The sequence below is a fragment of the Saccharothrix luteola genome, from assembly GCF_020859565.1.
Taxonomy (GTDB): domain Bacteria; phylum Actinomycetota; class Actinomycetes; order Mycobacteriales; family Pseudonocardiaceae; genus Actinosynnema; species Actinosynnema luteola.
Genome location: NZ_JAJHUO010000045.1, coordinates 65,755 through 84,656 on the forward strand (window position 1 = coordinate 65,755; position 18,902 = coordinate 84,656).

At 72.3% G+C, this 18,902-nt stretch carries 15 protein-coding genes and 1 pseudogene; 6 read left to right on the plus strand and 10 right to left on the minus strand.

Annotated features, from left to right (window positions below; all coding sequences use genetic code 11):
• Positions 1-65 precede the first annotated feature (65 nt).
• From LNK82_RS42855 to LNK82_RS42865, 3 genes are all read right to left on the minus strand, one after another.
• The gene (locus LNK82_RS42855) at positions 66-2,480 is read right to left on the minus strand and encodes an OmpL47-type beta-barrel domain-containing protein (protein ID WP_230572550.1); all 2,415 of its coding nucleotides are present in this window, start codon (positions 2,478-2,480) and stop codon (positions 66-68) included.
• A gap of 5 nt (positions 2,481-2,485) precedes the next feature.
• A complete protein-coding gene (locus tag LNK82_RS42860) occupies positions 2,486-6,829 on the minus strand; it encodes an alpha-L-arabinofuranosidase family protein (protein ID WP_230572551.1) in 4,344 nt (1,447 codons plus the stop codon).
• Positions 6,830-7,065: 236 nt separating this feature from the next.
• Positions 7,066-7,932, minus strand: coding sequence for a helix-turn-helix transcriptional regulator (locus LNK82_RS42865; RefSeq protein ID WP_230572552.1), 867 nt, complete (start codon positions 7,930-7,932; stop codon positions 7,066-7,068).
• A gap of 99 nt (positions 7,933-8,031) precedes the next feature.
• Here LNK82_RS42865 and LNK82_RS42870 point away from each other — a divergent pair, with 99 nt between their 5' ends.
• A complete protein-coding gene (locus LNK82_RS42870; protein WP_230572553.1) occupies positions 8,032-8,802 on the plus strand; it encodes an NAD(P)H-dependent oxidoreductase in 771 nt (256 codons plus the stop codon).
• Positions 8,803-8,873: 71 nt separating this feature from the next.
• Positions 8,874-10,034 (plus strand): polysaccharide lyase family 7 protein, encoded by a 1,161-nt coding sequence (locus LNK82_RS42875; protein ID WP_230572554.1) that lies wholly within the window; start codon positions 8,874-8,876, stop codon positions 10,032-10,034.
• A gap of 66 nt (positions 10,035-10,100) precedes the next feature.
• On the opposite strand, the gene LNK82_RS42880 is transcribed toward LNK82_RS42875, so the two are convergent.
• The 5 genes from LNK82_RS42880 to LNK82_RS42900 all read right to left on the minus strand — a co-directional run bounded on the left by LNK82_RS42880 (position 10,101) and on the right by LNK82_RS42900 (position 13,571).
• On the minus strand, positions 10,101-10,451 hold the full coding sequence (locus LNK82_RS42880; protein ID WP_230572555.1) for a VOC family protein: 351 nt from the start codon (positions 10,449-10,451) through the stop codon (positions 10,101-10,103).
• Between the two features lie 40 nt (positions 10,452-10,491).
• Positions 10,492-11,889 carry an MFS transporter gene (locus tag LNK82_RS42885; RefSeq protein WP_230572556.1) on the minus strand — a complete coding sequence of 466 codons (1,398 nt, stop codon included), beginning with the start codon at positions 11,887-11,889 and terminating at the stop codon, positions 10,492-10,494.
• A gap of 122 nt (positions 11,890-12,011) precedes the next feature.
• Positions 12,012-12,338: an ArsR/SmtB family transcription factor gene (locus tag LNK82_RS42890; protein ID WP_230572557.1), complete on the minus strand. Its 327-nt coding sequence runs from the start codon at positions 12,336-12,338 to the stop codon at positions 12,012-12,014.
• Positions 12,335-12,781, minus strand: coding sequence for an SRPBCC domain-containing protein (locus LNK82_RS42895; protein WP_230572558.1), 447 nt, complete (start codon positions 12,779-12,781; stop codon positions 12,335-12,337). The genes LNK82_RS42890 and LNK82_RS42895 overlap by 4 nt, the downstream gene beginning before the upstream one ends.
• Positions 12,782-12,869: 88 nt before the next feature.
• Complete coding sequence (locus tag LNK82_RS42900) at positions 12,870-13,571, minus strand: hypothetical protein (RefSeq protein WP_230572559.1); 702 nt, start codon at positions 13,569-13,571, stop codon at positions 12,870-12,872.
• Between the two features lie 26 nt (positions 13,572-13,597).
• Here LNK82_RS42900 and LNK82_RS42905 point away from each other — a divergent pair, with 26 nt between their 5' ends.
• The 4 genes and pseudogenes from LNK82_RS42905 to LNK82_RS47370 form a co-directional block, all read left to right on the plus strand.
• On the plus strand, positions 13,598-14,230 hold the full coding sequence (locus LNK82_RS42905; protein WP_230572560.1) for a TetR/AcrR family transcriptional regulator: 633 nt from the start codon (positions 13,598-13,600) through the stop codon (positions 14,228-14,230).
• 123 nt (positions 14,231-14,353) lie between these two features.
• Positions 14,354-15,259 (plus strand): MerR family transcriptional regulator, encoded by a 906-nt coding sequence (locus LNK82_RS42910; protein ID WP_230572561.1) that lies wholly within the window; start codon positions 14,354-14,356, stop codon positions 15,257-15,259.
• A 73-nt stretch (positions 15,260-15,332) separates the two neighbouring features.
• A complete protein-coding gene (locus LNK82_RS42915) occupies positions 15,333-15,695 on the plus strand; it encodes a MerR family transcriptional regulator (RefSeq protein WP_230572562.1) in 363 nt (120 codons plus the stop codon).
• A 33-nt stretch (positions 15,696-15,728) separates the two neighbouring features.
• Positions 15,729-15,812: pseudogene (locus LNK82_RS47370) on the plus strand (winged helix-turn-helix domain-containing protein); the annotation flags it as partial.
• 118 nt (positions 15,813-15,930) lie between these two features.
• Here the strand turns inward: LNK82_RS47370 and fxsT are convergent.
• Positions 15,931-18,303 (minus strand): FxSxx-COOH system tetratricopeptide repeat protein, encoded by a 2,373-nt coding sequence (gene fxsT / locus LNK82_RS42925; RefSeq protein ID WP_230572563.1) that lies wholly within the window; start codon positions 18,301-18,303, stop codon positions 15,931-15,933.
• Between the two features lie 18 nt (positions 18,304-18,321).
• Entirely contained in the window at positions 18,322-18,825 is a 504-nt protein-coding gene (locus tag LNK82_RS42930; RefSeq protein WP_230572564.1) for an ABC transporter permease, read from the minus strand.
• Positions 18,826-18,902 lie beyond the last annotated feature (77 nt).

Here is an 18,902-nt window from a genome sequence, read left to right on the forward strand (position 1 = left end):
GGGTCCGAGGACATGGCGAAGCGGTCGTCCCGGGACGGGCCCGGGACGACCGCTTCGGCGAGCACCTAGCGCTTGTTGACCTTCAGGGTGACGGTCGTGGTGGATGAGGTGTGGTTGGCGTCGCCGTCGTAGACGACGGTCAGGGGCCAGCGGCCCGTGCCGAGGGTGGCCGTGTCGATGGCGATGGTCGCGCGGCCGTTCACGAGGGTGCCGCGGCCGACTTCCAGGTCTCCTCCGGAGATGATGCGGACGCTGCCGGTCGGGGTGTGCGGGCCGCCCCTGACCTCGACGCGGGCGTAGGCGTCGCCGCCCAGTCTGACCGCGTCACGGTTGAGGGTGGCGGTCGTCTTGCTCGCGTCGAAGGTCTCCCGGGGCACGGAGATCGTGTTCACCTGTTCGACGTGGCCGGCTTGGTCGACGGCCCGGTACCGCACCGTCGCGGCGACGTCGCCGAACGGCAGCGGCGAGGTGTAGGTCGTCCACGCCGAGTCGCCGACCTGGTACTCGACCCGTGCGACGCCGGAGGTGTCGTCCGCGGCCGCGATGGACACGGACCGGGCCGTGCCGTTCCACGAAGCCCGGCTGACCGGCGCCTGCGTGTCGACGTTGATCGACCTGGTCACCGGGCTCGACACGTTCCCGGTGACGTCGGTGGCCCTCGCCTGCACGGTGTGCCTGCCGTCGGTCAGCGTGACCACGTCGGTGGTCCGCCAGCCGCCGTCCACGGCGAGCTCGACGGACTGCACGCCGGTCTCGTCGGCGGCCGTGGCCTTCACCTCGACCGGGACGGTGAACCAGTCGCCGGTCGGCGACGCGGGCGTCGTGCTCAACGACACCGTCGGATCGAGGCGGTCGGTCACGATCACCGTCACCGTCGCGCGGACCGCTTGGCCCGCGAGCGTGCCCGGGACCTGGAACGAGCCCCACGTCCCGTACTGCGCCGGGTCCACGTCGGCCCAGTCGACCGCGGTCGCACGGGTCGAACCGTCCGCGTAGGTGACGTCCACAGTGGACGGCAGCGCCGGGGCGACGCCCTCGCGGGTGCGCACCGACACCGACGCGACCGACTTGGCCAGCAGGTTCGGCTGCATCGCCGCGCGCAGCGCGTCCAGCTCGGCCTGGCTGATCGGGATGACCGTGCCGTGCCGCGGGCTGCGGGGCAGCGCCGAGTCCGGCACCGACGTCCAGACACCGGAGGCGATGTCGTCGGTCCGGAACGCCAGGTACCCCTGACCACCGTGGTAGCTCGGCTGGTCGATCAGCATGTGCCAGCGCCCCGGCACGACGTTGTCGCGGAACACCGTCGGACCCTCGCCGCCGGTGAACGTGCCGCCCCACGGGTTGGGCTGGCCGACGCCGATGCGCTCGCGCACCAGGGACCACGGCGAGGACGTCGTGGTCGGCAACGTCCCGGTGACCGTGGCGAGCAGGTCGGTCGACTTCTCCTGCCGGACCGTCATGGACGCCTCGTCCTTGATGAACCGGTAGAACGTGTCGCCGTCGCGCACCACGGTCGCGTCGATCATGCCCAGACCGGTGCCCCGCTTGACGTCCACCCACGGCTTCGCCTCGCTGAACGTGCGGAAGTCGCGCGTGGTCGCGTACATCATCCGGTTGTAGGAGGTCCGGAAGTCGCGGGAGGTGACGTCGGTCGTCGGGTAGAGGTTCGACGCCCAGTAGACGACGTAGTCGCCCGACGCCTCGTCGTAGAACGCCTCGGGCGCCCAGGTGTTGCCGGCGAAGTCCGACGACACCTTGATCATCCGCTGCTCCGACCAGTGCACCAGGTCGGTGGACTCCCACACCATGAGGTGCTTGCTGCCGGACTCCTGCGCCTCGCTGAAGTTGTTGCCGCCGTAGATCTTCAGGTCGGTCGCGAGCAGGTAGAACTTGTCGCCCTCGTGCGACCGGATGAGGAACGGGTCGCGCAGGCCCTGCTCCCCCATGGTCGAGGTGAGCACGGGACGGCCGTTGTTCAGCTCGTCCCACGACAGCGGGTCGTTACCCTTCGACGCGGCGAAGTAGATCTTCTCGCCGTCGTCGGTGCTCTCACCGACGAAGTACGGGAAGAAGTACGCCTCGTGCGGCGCCGGGGCGGGCATCGGGAGCACGGTGACCGGGATCGTGCGGGTCGCCGTGCCGCCGTTCAGCGTGGCGGTGACGGTCAGGTCCACCGTCACCGGCTCGCTGCCCTGCGCGGGCCGGGTCACCTCGCCCGTGCCGGTCACGACGCTCTCGTCGCCCGACCGCCACGCCAGCACCGCGCCGTGAGCCCCGGTCCGGGGCAGGGTGAGGTTGCCCCGGACGCCGTCGACGTCGGTCAGGGTGACGGCGTCGACCGCCGCCTGTGCCGTCTCTTCCACCGTGTACGAGGCCACCCGAGGTCCGGCCGCGTGGGCGGGCGCGGCGGTGAGCCCGCCCGCCACGAGCGCGGCACCCAGCAGCGCGAGGGCGGTCCGCTTCCGCAGTGCGATCTTCATCCCGTTCACCCTCTCCGCGGCTTGGTGATCCGCACGACCACGCTGGTCTGCGATGGGCTGTGCCCGCCGTCGCCGACGTAGCGCACGACGAGGGTGTGGTCACCGACGCTCAGGCCGCTGGTGTCGAGCGACACCGTGGCGGTCCCGTTGGTCAAGGTCGCTGAGGCCAGGGGCACGGACGACTCCAGGATTCGGATCTCGCCGGACGGCGTCGTGCCGCCGGAGGTGCTGCCGACCTTCACGGTCAGCGGGATGACGGCGCCCTTCTCGACCTTCGGCCTCGACGGCGTCACCGTCGTCGTGGTCGACTTCAACTGCGCCTGCTTCGCGGGCACCACGACCGCTCCGGGCTGCTCCACGTTGCCCAGCCGGTCGACCGCGCGGAACTGCACCGCGGTCTCGGCGTCGCCCACCACGACCGGAGCCGTGTACGGCCGCCAGTCGGCCGCGCCGCTCCGGGTCTCGATCCGGTCGACGCCGACCCCGGAGTCCGCCGCGCGGACCGAGACGGTGCGCGCGGCGGCGTCCACGGTGGCGTTGGAGACCGGTGCGACGCCGTCGATGCCGAACGTCACCGGGCGGACCACGCCGACGTTGCCCGCCGCGTCCACGGCGCGCACCTCCACGGTGTGCCGGCCGTCGCCGCTGACCTGGACCTCCGTGCCGGGCAGCCACGCGCCGCCGTCGACGCGGAACTCGATCCGGTCGAGCCTCCGGTCGTCGGTGGCGGTCGCCGACACCGTGACCGGGTCGCCGTACCAGCCGTTGACGGTCGTGCCGCGCAGCGTCACGTCGTCGACGACCGGGGCGACGGCGTCGGTGGTGCGCATCCGCAGGAACGTGATCGACTGCGCGGGGAAGTCGTAGCCGAAGTCGTTCGACAGCCCGCTGATCTGCCGGGTCGTGGGCACCACCTTGGTCGGGTCGGCCTTGGTGTTGGTGTCACCGGGCGCGCCGGTCATCTGGGTGACCTCGCCGTCGGGCAGCACGCCCGCGTCCGAGACCTTGACCCGCGTGCGGACGGTCTCGTCCGAGGTGTTGACCACCTTGGCCACGATGTCGCCGCTCGCCTCGTCCCGCGTGACGACCTGGAACAGCTTCTCGTCGGCGCCGGACTCGTAGGTCATCTGCAGCTCGCCGTTGAGGTACAGCGAGATGGTGTTGCCCGCGACGACGACCTTCACGCGGTAGGTCGCGCCGGTGTCCACGCTGTGGCCCTCGACCGACTTGACCTCGACCGCGCTGCCGCCGGACGCCTTCTGCAGCACCGAACGGGTGTTGTTCCAGCCGCCGAGGTTCCACCAGTAGAAGTCGTTGGTGGCCTTGGCGCCGAACCCGATGAGGAAGCCCTCGGCGCCGGCGGTCTTCTTGGCGTCGAGTTCCAGGGTGTAGTTGGTCCAGTTCTTCGCGTACGCGTCGTCGATGATGCTGCGCGCGTCCGTGGTCGTGGCGGACGACTGGACGTACTCGCCGTTGGTGACGCCCCAGCTGCCGGCGACCGGGTTCCACTGGTCGCCGTTGCCGAAGTCGTCGGAGAACAGCGTCTCGCCGTTGGCGTTGGACGTGACCTTGACGTTGTCGTAGGCCGCGGCGGTGTTCCAGGTGGAGAGGAAGATGCCGCCGTTGACGACCGACTGGTTGACCGAGCCGGTGAAGGTGCTCGGCACGACCTCGTCACCGACGTTGTTGCCGAACATCTTCTGCACCTCCCAGTTGGGGGTGCTCCAGGACTCGTCGTTGTCGAACCAGATCGCGTCCGGGTTCCACTGCACGTACGACTCGTTGGACAGCAGCGGCGCGTAGGACGCCAGCCGGACCACGTCGGCGTTGCGCTGCAGACCCGTCATGTACGACGCCTCGACCAGGGCGTTGCGGAACGTGTTGCCGCGCGAGGCGTACTCGCCCAGGAACACCTTGGGGCCGTTGCGGTCGTAGCTGTCGTAGCGGTGGTTGTTCAGCAGGAACCAGTCGGGGTCGTTGTAGTAGTGCTCGTCGACCATGTCGACGTTCTGGCGGCGGTTGTAGTCCCACAGGGTGTCGAACCGCACGCCCGCGTCGTCCGGGCCGGAGTTGGAGATGATGGTGATCTCCGGGTGCCGCGCCTCGATGGCGTCCCGGAACGCCGGGAAGTTCGCCTCGAAGGTCGTGGTGTTCTCCTCGTTGCCCAGGCCGATCATCTCCAGCCCGAACGGCGCCGGGTGGCCGAGCGCGGCCCGCTTGGCGCCCCACTCGGTGGTGACGTCGCCGTTGGCGAACTCGATGAGGTCGAGGGTGTCGTCGACCCAGCGGGCGATCATCGCCGGGTCCTTCATCTCGGGGATGGTGCTGCCGCAGCCGTTGGCGCCGACCGAGACCACGGGCAGCGGCTCGGCGCCGAGGTCCTCGGCGAACTTGAAGTACTCCAGGTAGCCGATGCCGTAGGTCTGGTTGTAGCCCCAGAAGTTCCAGTTGGTCGGGCGCTCCTCGACCGCGCCGATGGTTTCCTTCCACTGGTAGGTGCGGCGGCGGTCGGTGTAGCCGCTCTCCTCGTAGGTGCGGAACGTGCCGACGTTGGTGACGCAGCCGCCGGGGAAGCGCAGGAACGTCGGCTTCATCGCGGCGACCTTCTCGGCCAGGTCCTTGCGCAGGACCGACTTGCCGTTCACCGGGCCGACCCAGCGGTCCTGCGGCATGAGCGAGATCATGTCGAGGCCGACCACCGAGGCCACGCCCGCCGTGACGACGAGCCGGGCCGCGTCGGTGGTGGCGGCGCCGGTGAGCGTCACCGGGTACTGCTTCCAGGTGTCCGAGCCGTCGACGGCCACGGCGCCCTCGGCGTAGGTGACGGCTCCGTCGGCGCTGACGAGGCGGATGGCCAGGTTCTGGGCGGTCGTGGTGCGCGCCCAGACCGAGGCGTCGTAGGTCGCGCCCGCCTTGACCGCGAAGCCGCGGTTGTAGCCGAGGTTGCGCAGGCCGTCGCCGGGACCGTCGGCGACCAGCCTGAAGTGGTTGCGGTTCATCGCGTTGAGCCGGGTGTCGTCGTCGACGACGAGCGCCTGCGGAGCCGCGCCGCCGCCGTTGACGACCTCCCAGCCGGTCATGCCGGTGAAGCTCCCGTTGTCCGAGGAGTTGAACTCGAACGACCGGTTGCGCACCAGCTCGGCGTAGAGGCCGCCGTCGGCGGCGTAGTTGATGTCCTCGTAGAAGATGCCGAACATCGTGTCGCTGATCTGCGCGGCGGCGGCGTCGCCGTCGATGGCCAGCTCGGCGTCGGACGTGCTGACCCGGGAGAGCTTGAAGCGGACGGCGGAGGCCTTGTCACCGAACGTCAGCGGGCCCGTGCCGCCCGCGTAGCCGGCGCCCTCGGCGTCGCGCAGGAACAGCTCGCCGCCCGCGGCGTCGGTCAGCCGCACGGGCGAGGCCGCGCCGCCGGTCTGGCCGAGCGCGAGGCGGCCGTCCGTGACGACGACCGGGCGGTCGCCCTCGGCCGTGCGCAGGTGGACCGTGCCGTCGGCCTGGGCGGCAGCGGTGAAGACCAGGGCGGACAGCGGCGGCTCGGGCGAGAGGGCCAGTCCGGCCTCGGTCTCGACCAGGTGGGCGCCACCGGCGTCCTTGATCGAGAACGTGCCGTCGGGCTGGATGTCCCGGCCCGCGGCCGCGGTGACCCGGAAGTCGTCGAACGCGGCGGCGAGCGTGGTGCCGTCGAGCGCGCCGAGGGCGTAGACGCCGACCTGGGTCGTCTGGAACGCGGCGGTGACCGCGGAGGCGTCCACCCAGGTCCCGGAGGCGTCCTTGTACCGGGTGGTGATGGTGTCGCCGACGCGCTGCAGCTGCAGCGTCTCGCCGGTCGAGCCCGGCCGGTCGACGAACCGCTCGGCGCGGAACGACGCGGCGGTCTCGACGTCGTTCTCGATCGCGATCCCGGACGGGGCCAGTGCGCCCACGAAGGTCAAGCCCGAGCGGACGTAGTTGTCCATGTCCTGCCAGGCGATCAGCCCGGCGCCCTGGTAGGTCTGGGCGACCGGGGCGCGCACGGTCACCTCGGCGGTGAAGTCGCCCGCCGGGATGTCGACCACGAACACGTTCCGCGCCGTGTTGACCGCCTGGTAGGTGTCACCGGTCTGGCCGGTGACCCGCAGGGATCCGTCGACGAGGGACCAGCCGCCCGGGTCCTCGTTGACGATCTCCCACTCGGGGCGCAGCGTCGTCGAGGCGAAGTCGTCGGTCCACGTCTCCCCTTCGACCGCCCCCGCGCTGGGGGCGGTCACCGCGGAGAGCGCGACCCCGAGGGTGACCGGCAGGGTCGCCGCCACGAGGGCGCTGATCCACCGTCGGCCGGGTCTTCCGACCGACCGCTGCGCTGTCGTCATGAGGGGTGCTCCACTCTGAGTTCCACCGCCGTAGGAAAAGCCAGCGTTTCCACCGGGGAGTGTGAGCGTTAACAGAGACGATCGTCAAGAGATCGTTCACCGTGTTGGATACGCGCCCTGGCCTGGACTAGTCACCTGAGTGAGCGTTCACAAGCGTGACCGGCGCTACCGCCGGCGCGCCGCGCCCGGATGGCCTCGGGCCCGGTCGTGGCGTCACGCCGACGGCGGAGGTCGGGTCACACCGCCGCGGCCAGGTGGGCGAGCGCGGCGGACTCCTCCGTGCCCTCCTCGGCGCTGAAGACGTGCACGAGCAGGCCCGTCTCGCCGGACGTGGCGGGCACGTGGAGGGTCTCGTAGTCCAGCGTGAGGACGCCCGCCTCCGGGTGCCGGAGGCGCTTGCGGCCCGCACCGCAGACCACCACCTCGCCGCCGGCCCAGATCCGGCGGAAGTCGGGGCTGCGGGCGGACAGGTCGGTGATCAGCTCGGCCAGGTCGCCGTCGTCCGGGTAGCGGCCCGCGGCGACCCGCAGTTGGCCGACGGCTTCCGCGGCCCGGGCCTCCCAGTCCGGGTACAGGGCGCGCGAGGCCGGGTCGAGGAACAGGTACCTGGCGTTGTTGCGGTCGCGGCGGGTGGGGTCGGACAGGCCGCCGAACAGCTCGCTGCCCAGGCTGTTCCACGCGACCACGTCGAGGCGGTGGTTCGTCACGAACGCCGGGAAGTCGCCGACCGCGGCCACGATCCGTCCCAGCAACGGGCTCACGCGGGTGCTGGGCGCGGCGCCGTGCCTGGCTTCGACGAGGGTGGTCAGGTGCGCCCGCTCGGCCGGGTCGAGCCCGAGCGCCCGGGCCAGCGAGTCCAGCACCTCGGGTGACGGCTGGGTGGCACGGCCCTGTTCCAGGCGCACGTAGTAGTCCACGCTGATGCCCGCCAGCTGGGCCAGCTCCTCGCGGCGCAGGCCGCGGACCCGTCGCCGACGGCCGCCGGCCAGGCCGACGTGCTCCGGAGCGACACGTGCCCGACGGGCGCGCAGGAACGCACCCAGCGCACGCCGCGCGTCGCCGATCCCCTCGACGTCCTCGGTGCGGTCGTCCACGCCGTCCATGCCTCCCAGTATTCCCTGGCCCTCGCGGTACCAGGATCGCCGGACCGCCGGACGGACCGGGTACTGGCTGCCGCGCCACGGACCGGCGAACGTGGCGGCATGAGCACGAAGAAGATCCTCGTCGTCAGCGCGCACCCGGAACCGCGGTCCCTCAACGGCGCCCTGACCTCCTTCGCGATCGAGCACCTGCGCGCCGCCGGTCACGAGGTGCGGGTGTCCGACCTCTACGCGATGAAGTGGAAGTCGACCGTGGACGCCGACGACGTCCCCGACCACGCCGGTGACGGGCCGCTGGACGTGCTGGCCGCGCACGAGCACGCCACGCTGGCGGGTCGGCTGACGTCCGACGTCGCGGCCGAGCAGGAGAAGCTGCGCTGGTCGGACGCGGTCGTCCTGCAGTTCCCGATGTGGTGGTTCTCCTTCCCCGCGATCCTCAAGGGCTGGGTCGACCGCGTCTTCACCAACGCCTTCGCGCACGGGCCGGCAGTCCCACCGCCCTACACCGAGGGCGCCGCGCTGGGCGGACGGCGCGCGCTGCTGTCGGTGACGATCGGCGGCCGTGCGTCGGCGTTCACCGACCGGGGCGTCCACGGCGCGCTGGCGGACCTCCTCTTCCCGATCCAGCACGGCGTGCTGTGGTTCACCGGCATGGCACCGCTCGAGCCGTTCGCGGTCTACGGCACGGTGGACCTGCCGGCGGACGAGTACGCGGCGGCGCGGCGGGAGTACGCGCGTCGGCTGGACGGGCTCTTCACCGACGAGCCGGTCCCGTTCCGGTCGCTCGTCGGCGACTACGACCGCGACATGCGGCTGCTGCCGGGCGCGGAGGCGCCGGGGACGACCGGGCTCGACCTCCACCGCCGGCCGTGAGACGGCCGGGACCCGTGGCAGGAAGGCGACAAGGGCCGTCCGGCCGGGGGCCGGGTCAGCACGATGGCGGCATGGGACGAGTTCTTGGACTGTTGGCCGCCGGCACGGTGGCGGCCGGTGCGTTGGTCGTGGCGGCGCCGGGGTCGGTGGCCGCGGCGTGCGACTTCCCGGCCCAGGTGTTGGACCTGCGCAACTGGAAGATCCAGTTGCCGATCGGCGGGGAGGAGGACCCGGACGAGGTCAAGCAGCCCGCGTTGGCGACCTACCGGGTCGACCCCTGGTTCGTGGCCGACGCCGGGTGCGGCGGGGTGCGGTTCCGGGCAGCGGTGAACGGGGTCACCACCAGCGGGTCGAACTACCCGCGGTCGGAGTTGCGGGAGATGAACGGGACGCAGAACGCGGCCTGGTCGTCCACGTCCGGGACGCACGTGATGACCGTCGACCAGACCGTCACGCGGTTGCCGAACGACAAGCCGCACCTGGTCGTCGGGCAGATCCACGGCGGTGACGACGACATCTCCGTGTTCCGGGTCGAGGGCAGCAAGCTCTACGTCACCAACGGCGACAACGCGCACTACAAGCTGGTGACCGACGACTTCCGGCTGAACACGCGGTTCCAGGTCAAGTTCGTCGTGTCCGGCGGGAAGATCAACGCCTACTACAACGGCGCGCCGGCGGCCACGTTGAGCGCCTCGTTCAGCACCGGCTACTTCAAGGCGGGCGCCTACACGCAGGCCAACTGCGGCAACTCCAGCCCGTGCGGTGCGGGCAACTACGGCGAGACGATCATCCACAAGGTGGCGTTGGGCGACAGCACCCCCCAGCCCGAGCCCCCGACCGGCACGCCGCTGCCGGTCTCGGCGGTCACCGCGAGCGGGCACGACGGGAACGTGCCGGGCAACACCCTCGACGGCGACCTGGCCACCCGGTGGTCGGACGAGGGCGACGGCGTGTGGATCCGGTACGACCTCGGTTCGGCCCGCGCGGTCGGCGCGGTGAAGCTGGCCTGGCACAAGGGCGACACCCGGCGGCACGACTTCCGGATCCAGACGTCGACCGACGGGACCGCGTGGACCGACCGGTTCTCCGGCTCCAGCGCGGGCACGACGCTCCAGTCGGAGACCTACGACATCCCCGACACCTCGGCCCGCTACGTGCGCGTCGTCGGCTACGGCAACACCGGCAACGACTGGACGAGCATCACGGAGACCTCGATCCACCCGGCGGCCTGACCCGCGGGCGGCACGCGTGCCCGGTCGGCGACCACCGCCGGCCGGGCACGCGTGCGCCGTCCGCCCTCAGGCGTCCTCGTTCCACATGATGATCTGGAGGTAGTTGCCGTCGGGGTCGGCGAACGTGCCGAACTTGCCCGCCTCCCGGTCCGCGATCGAGATCCACTCCACGCCGGCCGCGTTCAGCTGGGCCTGCGCGGCGTCGAAGTCGTCGACGTGGAAGTTCATGATCACGCGTCCCGGCTCGTCGTTCTCGGCAGCGACGTCGTCGCGACCGTCGACCACCAGCAGGAAGCCGCCCAGGTCGATCGGGCCGTCACCGGTGGACCCCGGCGCCAGCGCCTTGACGTACCACGCCCGCAGCTCGGCGGGACGGGTCGTGCCGAGCAACATGCTGCCGGGCTTGAGCGTCGTCATGTCGAATCCCCTTTGTTCGTGGAAGAGCTGACGCCGGGTGTCAGGCGACCGCCGCCACGGTCGCCCGGGCCGGGGTGCGGCCCTCCTCGTCACGGCGACGCAGGCCGAACCGGATGAGGGCCACGCTCACGAGCGTCACCGCCACGTTCACCGCGAGCGCGAGGTGGGTGCCCGCCAACCGGTCGGCCTGCGTGGCGGCGACCGCGACCATGATCGGCGCGCCGACGGTGATGGCCACCTGCTGCGTCATCGAGGTCAGGCCGGTCGCCAGGCCCTGCTCGTCGTTCGGCAGGCCCGAGGTGCCGATCACCGTGTACGCCACGATGCACGCGACGTGCGCGAAGAACCCGAGGAACAGCGCGGGCACCAGCAGCACCGGCCCAAGCCGGCTCGCGCCGAGGAACACCAGCGGCAGGATCGTCAGCGCTTGCAGGGCCAACGCCGTGGTCAGCACGTTCCGGGCGCCGTGCCTGCCGATGACGCGACCGGCGACGGGACCCGCGAACACGGCCGCGAGGCCGGGGACGCCGAAGACGAGGCCCGTGACCACCGGGTCGAACTCCAGCACGTCCTGGAGGTGGAGCGTCATCAGGAAGATCATGCCGGTCTCCATGGAGAAGATCACCAGTCCCGCGTAGTTGCCCCACAACACCGTGCGCTTCTTGAGGAAGCGCACCGGCGCCAGCGGCGCGGACGACCGCGATTCGACCACCCAGAAGACGCCCAGCAGCACCACGCCGAGCACGGCGGCCACGAGGCTGCTCTCGATGATCGCGTAGACCACGGCCAGCAGACCTCCGGTGACCGCCACCGCGCCCGGCACGTCGAGCCGCTGCCGCTGCGGCGTCCGGCTCTCGCCGATCAGCAGGGGCGTGGCGATCAGGATGGCGACGGCGAACGGGATGTTGACGAAGAACGCGGCCCGCCAGCTCAGCAGGCTGACGAGGACGCCGCCGAGCAGCGCGCCCGCGGTGAAGCCGCCGGAGAGGATGGCGCCGTTGAGGCCGAGGGCGCGGGCCCGCGCCTTGCCCTCGGGGAACGTCGTGGTGATGAGCGACAGCCCCGCGGGAATGGCCATGGCGGTGGAGAGGCCCTGCAACGCGCGGGCGGCCAGCAGCACCTCCGGGTTGGTCGCGAAACCGCCGAGCAGCGATGCCGCGGCCAGCAGGACCTGGCCCGCGAGGAACAGCTTGCGCCGGCCGTACAGGTCCGCCAACCGACCGGACAGCAGCATGAAACCGGCCGCGGGCAGCGTGTACGCGGACACGATCCACGGCAGCTGGGTCAAGCCCATGTCGACGCCCGCGCCGACCTGCGGCAGGGCGACGTTCAGGATGGAGTAGTCGGCGGCGAACACGAAGGCCGCGCCGAGCAGGACGAGGAGGACCAGCCGCTGCCTGCCGCTGAACCGCGGCGGGGAGGACGTCTCGGCAGTCACGATGCGATCCCTTTCTCGGGGTTGTCCCCCGGGGTGGTCGTGGTGCGGCCGTGATTCGCGGCCGGGCCGCTCGGGTGGTCCAGGGCGGGACCGGGTCCGAACGCCCGGCCGACGCGGTGTTCTCACGCCTCGGCGGCCCGCTTGACGACGGCCAACCGGCGGTCCCAGCCGACCGCGAGCGCGGACATCCACCGCGTGGTGGCGTCCAGCGCGGAGGGCCGCGGCGAGTACCTCACCTCGCGTCCGACCCGGTGGCCGACGACGAGCCCGGCGGCCTCCAGGACGGCGAGGTGCTTGACGATCGCCTGCCGGGAGACGGGCAGCCGCCCGGCGAGCGTCGTGGCGGTGACCGCGTCCCGCGCGGCGATCAGGTCGAGCAGCAGGCGGCGGGTGGGGTCGGCCAGCGCGACGAGGACGTCGCCGACCTCGCCGCCCGGTTGCGCTGTCACACGGTCGACTCCTCGACGCGCTTCCTCGACGCGTCGAGCACCTGCGGCCAGCCGGCGGCGTTGTCGTCGATCGTCCGCGCGCGCACGTCGTCGGACACCGCCAGCGCGGCGAACCCGCTCTCGACCACGGTGAGGCGGGTCTTGCCGCCCTCGGCGGACAGCGTGAACTCCACCAGGGTGCTGTTGCCCTCGGTCAGCTCGTGGCCGGGGAAGGCCGGGGCCCAGCGGTAAGCGACGTACGAGTGCGGCTCGACCTTCACCACGCGCACCGGGAAGTCTCCGTGCTCGGAGTTCCTGGCCACCACCGACGCGCCTTCGACGGCGGTGGTGGCCTCGAAGCCCTCCGGGTCGGCCACCCAGAAGCCCGGTGCGGACACCAGCGACCAGACGCGCTCGACGGAGGCGTCGATCAGCGTGTCGCGCTCGATCCGGTCTTCGCTCATGAGGGAGCTCCTTCGGGTGCCGGCGTTTATGTGCAACCAAATGGTTGCACGTCGACCTATCGTCGTGCAACCCACTAGTTGCACGACATCACGGCGCCGGCGACGACCGGACGTCAGGCACGCGTCGACGGATGAGGGCGGCGGAGTAGGCGACCACCCACGCCACCCACAGCAGCCAGCCGGTGAGGCCCAGGAGTCCGAGCGCTCCCGGGCCGCCGATGACGAGCGGGGTCAGGGTGGCCGAGGTGAACAGCAACGCGGCCGACAGCAGGCCGAGCCGGGCGTGCCACACCGGAATGAGGCCGGCGCGCCGTCCGCCGACCGAGAAGCCGAGCAGTGCCGACGCCAGGAACACGCCGTTGAGGGTGAATAAGGCGTCGTGCAGGGACCAGAGGGCACCGCCGGGGTCGTCGGCCACGGCCAGGCGCAGTGCGGTCACGCCGGCGAACGCGCCGTTCTGCAGCAGCACGCCGGCGAACCCGACCAGGGACCACGCCTCGCCGCGCCCGCGGTCGGACCGCCACAGCGCCGCCACCGCGCCCGCGGCGAAGACGGTGGACAGCGCCCAGGCCGCCGGCGTCAGGGCGGATGCGACGCCGACGACCCCTCGGTTGGCCGGGAAGTAGGCGATGACGTCCGCGGTGTCCGCACCGGTCGTCGGCAGGCCGGTGGGCACCATGATGGCGTTGGCCAGCACGATCAGGGCGGCGAAGCCGAGGCCGGAGAAGCCCGCGATGCGCCCGAACGCGCTGGTCGGCGGCGGTTCGGACACTTTGGCTTTACGTGACATATAATCAATATAGCCAGCATCAAGAGGTGAGCGTGGGCGAGACGGGCAAGCGCCGGTACGACTCGTTGCGACGGGTCGCGCAAGCGCGCGAGACGCGGGCCGAGATCGCCCGTGCGGCGCGCCGGCTCTTCGTCGCGCACGGGTGGGCGGCGACGACGGTGCGCGCGGTGGCCGAGGAGGCGAAGGTCTCGGTTCCCACGGTGTACGCGGCGTACGGCGACAAGGCGGGGCTCGTGCGGGCCGTCGCCGACGCGGCGGACATCTCCGCCGACCCGGTGGCGACGCTGGCCGTGCTGGAGGACGCGTCGGCCGGTCCGGCGCGGCAGCTCGCCGCGATGGCGGCCTACGACCGGCGGCTGTTCGAGCGCTCGGGTGACGTCATCGCGCTCGTGCGCGAGGCGGGCCGGACCGAGCCCGCGCTGGCGGCGGCGTACGAGGCGGGCCGCCGGGGTGGCGACGACACCCGCGCCCAGGTGTTCTCGTCCTGGCCGGACGGCACCCTGCGGTCCGGTTTGGACGTGCGGTCGGCCGTCGACGTCTACGCGGCGCTGTGCAACATCGACGTCTACACGACGCTGACCGTCGAGCGCGCCTGGCGCCCCGACCGGGTGGAGCGGTGGTGGGGCGAGGTCTTGGCGCGCGAGCTCCTGGCCGGGTGAAGGCGGTCAGGACCGGTCGCGGTGGGTGTCCCACACCGCGGCACACGGTGAACGGCGTCGAGACGCTCCGGACGGGGTGGAAGCCTTGAGTCTCCGGTAAGGGGAGACGCGAGGGTGGTGGGCATGGACGGCGAAGCGGTCTTCCCGATCGGTGAGCTGGCTCGGCGGACCGGGTTGACGGTCAAGGCGATCCGGTTCTACTCCGACGAGGGGATCGTGCCGCCGACCGGTCGCAGCCCGGCCGGTTACCGGCTCTACGACCACGACGCCGTGGCACGCCTGGACCTCCTGCGGACGTTGCGCGAGCTGGGGCTCGACCTGCCGACGATCCGGCGGGTCCTGGACCGGGAGCTCACGCTGGCCGAGGTGGCGGCGGCGCACGCGGAGGCGCTGGCGGCGAGGATCGGCGTGCTCCGGCTGCGCCGGGCGGTGCTGACGGTCGTGGCGGAGCGCGGTGCCGGCCCCGAGGAGATGAGTCTCATGCACAACTTGGCCAAGCTTTCCGAAGACGGGCGCCGGCAGCTCGTCGACGACTTCCTCGACCGCGCGTTCGGCGACCTGGCGGACGACCCGGCGCTCGCGGGCGTCATGCGGTCCATGACGCCGGAGTTGCCCGAGCAGCCGGATGTCGCGCAGGTCGAGGCCTGGGTGGAGCTGGCGCGGCTCGCGCAGGACCCGGACTTCCAGGCGTGCGTGCGGCGGCTGGTCGAGCACCACGTCCTGGTGCGCGAGGGCCTGCGCCCCCATCCGGCGGCGGTGGTCCGCGACGCGGTCGGTCCGGCGTTGGCCGCCGGGGTCGAGCCGACGTCGGCCGAGGCCGGTCGGGTCGTCGCCGAGGTCCTGGCCCGGGTGCCGCACGTGCCGGTCGACCGGTTGACGGCGTTGCTGGAGACCGCGAACGACCCCCGCCGCGAGCGGTACCTGCGGCTGCTGGCCGTGGTCAACGGGTGGCGGGCGCCGGAGAGCGCGGCGCCCGCGTTCGACTGGTTCCTCCGCGCCCTGGGTCACGAGGCGGTCCGCGTCGGGTGAGGTGGTTGTGCGCGTCGCGCGGCTGCGGTAGGAGTTGACATCAGTGTCAGGTTCGAGTCGCGCGGGGTGTGGCATGCGGATCGGTGAGCTGGCCGGGCGCACGGGGGTGAGCGTGCGCTCGTTGCGGTACTACGAGCAGCAGGGGCTGTTGACGTCCGACCGCACCACCGGCGGCCACCGCGAGTACCCCGACCGCGCGGTCGACCGGGTCATCCGCATCCAGGAGCTGTTCGCCGCCGGGTTGAGCAGCAAGAAGATCGCGCTGATGCTGCCGTGCATGCGGGACGCGGACGGCGGGCCGTCCGAGATCGCCACGCCACGACTGGTGGGCGACCTCACCGCCGAACGCGACCGCATCGACCGGATGATCGGCGAGCTGGTGCGGTCGCGGGACGTGCTGGACGAGGTGATCGACGCGGCGTCGGGACGGCACTGACGACTACGCCGCCTGGGCCGCGTCGATTCGCGGGTGGTCTGGACGGCGACCAGCGGCAGGACGACCAACAAGCAGTTGGCCGAGCGGTTGGGCCGCGACCCCGGGACCGTGCTGCACCACGTGCGGCAGCCGCATCGGCGCCGTGCTGGACGAGTACGTGGCCACCGACGGCGAACGCCGCCACCTGCCGCTGCACGGCGGGATCGTGGTCGTGCACCGGTTGGAGGAGTAGCGCTCAGGGGTAGCGCTCCGAGAGGCCGAACTCGTCCCACCAGGCTCGGGCCCGCTCGATCTCGCCCAGGGCGATCAGGACGCCGACCAGGTGCACGACCGTGGCCGACGTCCGCGGGTGGCTCTCGCCCAGCACTCGCCGCATGCGTGCGACCGAGTCCTCGTACAACTCGCGAGCGCGCTCGAACTCGCGCAGTGTGTACAACTCGCTCGCCAGGTTGACCGCGGATTCGAGCGTACTGGGGTGGTCGTCGCCCAGGAGACCGCGCAGGCGCGCAAGGGTTTCCTCGTGCAGCGCCAGGCCTGCCTCCACCTCCCCCGTCGCGGTGAGGAAGCCCGCGAGGTTGGCCGCCGCGGCCAGCGTGCCGAAGTCGTCCTCGCCCTGCACCCGCTTCCGCCGCCCCAGCACCTCCTCCCCCAGCTCACGCGCGTGCTCGACCTCGCCCATCGACCACGACGTGGCGGCGAGGTCGTTGAGGAACGTGAGGGTCTGCGGGTGGTCCTCGCCGAGCACGACCCTGCTGCGGGCCAGCGCGGCCTCCTGGAGCTCGCGGGCACGTCGGTGCTCACCCAGGTCGAAGGCGCAGGCGGCGAGGTTGCCGACCGCCGCCAGGGTCACCTGGTCGTCGTCGCCGTACGCCGAGCGCGCGATCCGGTGGGTGCGTTCGAAGAGGGGTAGCGCCCGGCGGGCCTCGCCCTGGCCGCGCAGGTACACCGCCGCCTGCCACACCAGCCGCATCGTCCGGCCGGTCGCCACGCCGAGGTCACGGGCGGGGCCCACGACGACCAGCACGTGCGACAGGAGTTGCCGCCAGGCGGGCCACACCGACGGATCGTCCGCCGACTTCGCCGGCACGGCCTCGTACACGACCTGGAACGCGGCGGTGGCCAGGCCCGGCTCCGCCCGGGCGCGCAGCAACGCGGCCGGCACCCGGTGCAGGTGCACGCTGTCGGGGCTCACCCGGGCCATGGCCCGACGGCGGATGGTGGCCAGCGTGGCGGCGAGCGCCAGCGGGTCGGCGGCGACGGACGCCAGCGGGTCGGGCAGGACTTCGTGGTGGTCGGCGATCAGCGTCGACGGCACCGGTTCGGGCGCCAGCCAGGCGATCAGCGCGAGCAGTTGGAGCGCGGCCGGGTCGTCGGCGGCGAGGCGGTCGAGCGCCACCGTCCACGAGGCGGGCGTGGAGGCTCGGCCTTGGGCGAGGAGGTCGTGGGCGCGCTCGGCGAGCAGGTCCAGGTAGGTCTCGGCGGTGAGGGTGGTGTCGGCCAGCAGCGCGGCGGCCTGGTCGACGGCCAGGGGCAGGTCGCCCAACGCCTCCGCGATCCGGTCCGCGTCCGGCCCGGTCAGCCTGGGCGCGCGGTCGCGGAGCAGGCGGACCGACTCGGCCCTGGTGAACTCGGCGACGCCGAGCGGGTGCGCGATGTCGGTCCAGTCGGGGTTGCGGGAGGTGATGACGACGTGGCCGGGACCGGTGGGCAGGTGCTCCGTGAGCGCGGCGGGGTCTTCGGCGTTGTCGAAGACGATCAGCCACCGGTCGCGGGTGCGGAGCTCGCCCAGCAGGCGGGCCACCGCGACGGCCGCGGTGTCGGCGCCGTCGGCCAGGCGCAGGGCCCTGGCCAGTTCGGCTAATCGGTCCGGGATCAGCTCCGGCGCGCCGGACGGCACCCACCAGGCGATGTCGTACTCGTCGGCGTGCCGGTGGGCGTATTCCAGAGCCGCGGTGGTCTTCCCGACGCCACCCATGCCGTGCACGGCCTGGACCACAGCGGGCGTCCTCGACGACAGCGCGGCGCGGAGGTCGTCCAGCAGTCGCTCCCGGCCGGTGAAGCGGGCCAGGCGCGCGGGGACGCTCCAGACGCGGGGGGATCGGCCCCGCGGGCGGCGCAGCTCGGTCAACGCTTGGTAGACGGCGGTTTCCGCCTCCGCCGGTGACGAGACCGCGGCCGCGGTGACGCCGCTGTCGCGCAGGCGTTCGCGGAAACCCTCCTGGCGCGCGCCGTGCCGCGGGTCGCGGAACAGTCCGGCCGGGCCTTCCGCGTCCTCGTCCAGCAGGAAGACCAGGCGGGGCAGTCCCGCGTCACCCGCGGCCTCGTACTCCAGCTCGGTGTACGACAGCTCCGGCCGGCCGCGCACCGGCGAGCCGTAGCGGAAACCCGCCAGCAGCACGTAGACGTCCGCGGCGGCCACCGCGTCGCGGCACACCTGCTCCGGCTGCTCGTCCCGGGCGGCGAAGTAGCGCATGTCCGCCACGACGTCGCCGGCCCGGGTGATCGCGGATTCGATCGCGTCCACGAACGACGTGCCCGCCGGGTAGCGGCGCAGCTCGGAGGTGTGGCTGATGAACACCCTGCGCGGCGCCCCGGCGTCGTCCGGCATGGGGCGATGCTAACCGCCTCAGTCGTTGACGCGCCGCCGGAAGAGGGCGTTGGCCACGACGAACGAGGCCACCAGCAGGCCGACCGACCACGCCGTGGCGACCCACCCCTGGTCGCCGATCGGGGTGCCGGTGAGCAGGCCGCGCACGGTCTCGATGATCGGCGTGATCGGCTGGTGCTCGCTGATGCCCCGCAAGAACGCGGGCATGGTGTGCGTCGGCACGAACGCGCTGCTCAGGTACGGCAGGAACAGCATGAGGAAGCTCAACGTGCTGGCCGACTCGACCGACTTCGCCACCGAGCCCAACCCCGCCGCCAGCCACGACAGCGCCAGCACGTAGAGCAGGAGCAGCCCGACCGCGGCGACCCACTCCAGCGGTGACGCGGACGGGCGGAAGCCCATCGCGATCGCCGCGCCGACCACGATCGTGGTGGACAGCGCGTTGCGGGCGATGCTGGCCGTGACGTGCCCGGTCAGCACGGCGGAGCTGCGGATCGGCATGGAGCGCAGGCGGTCGATCATGCCGCCGTTCATGTCGTGGGGCCCCCCCCCCCCGGGGGGCGGCGCCCCCCGCCCCGGGGCGCGCCCCCAGCGGGCGG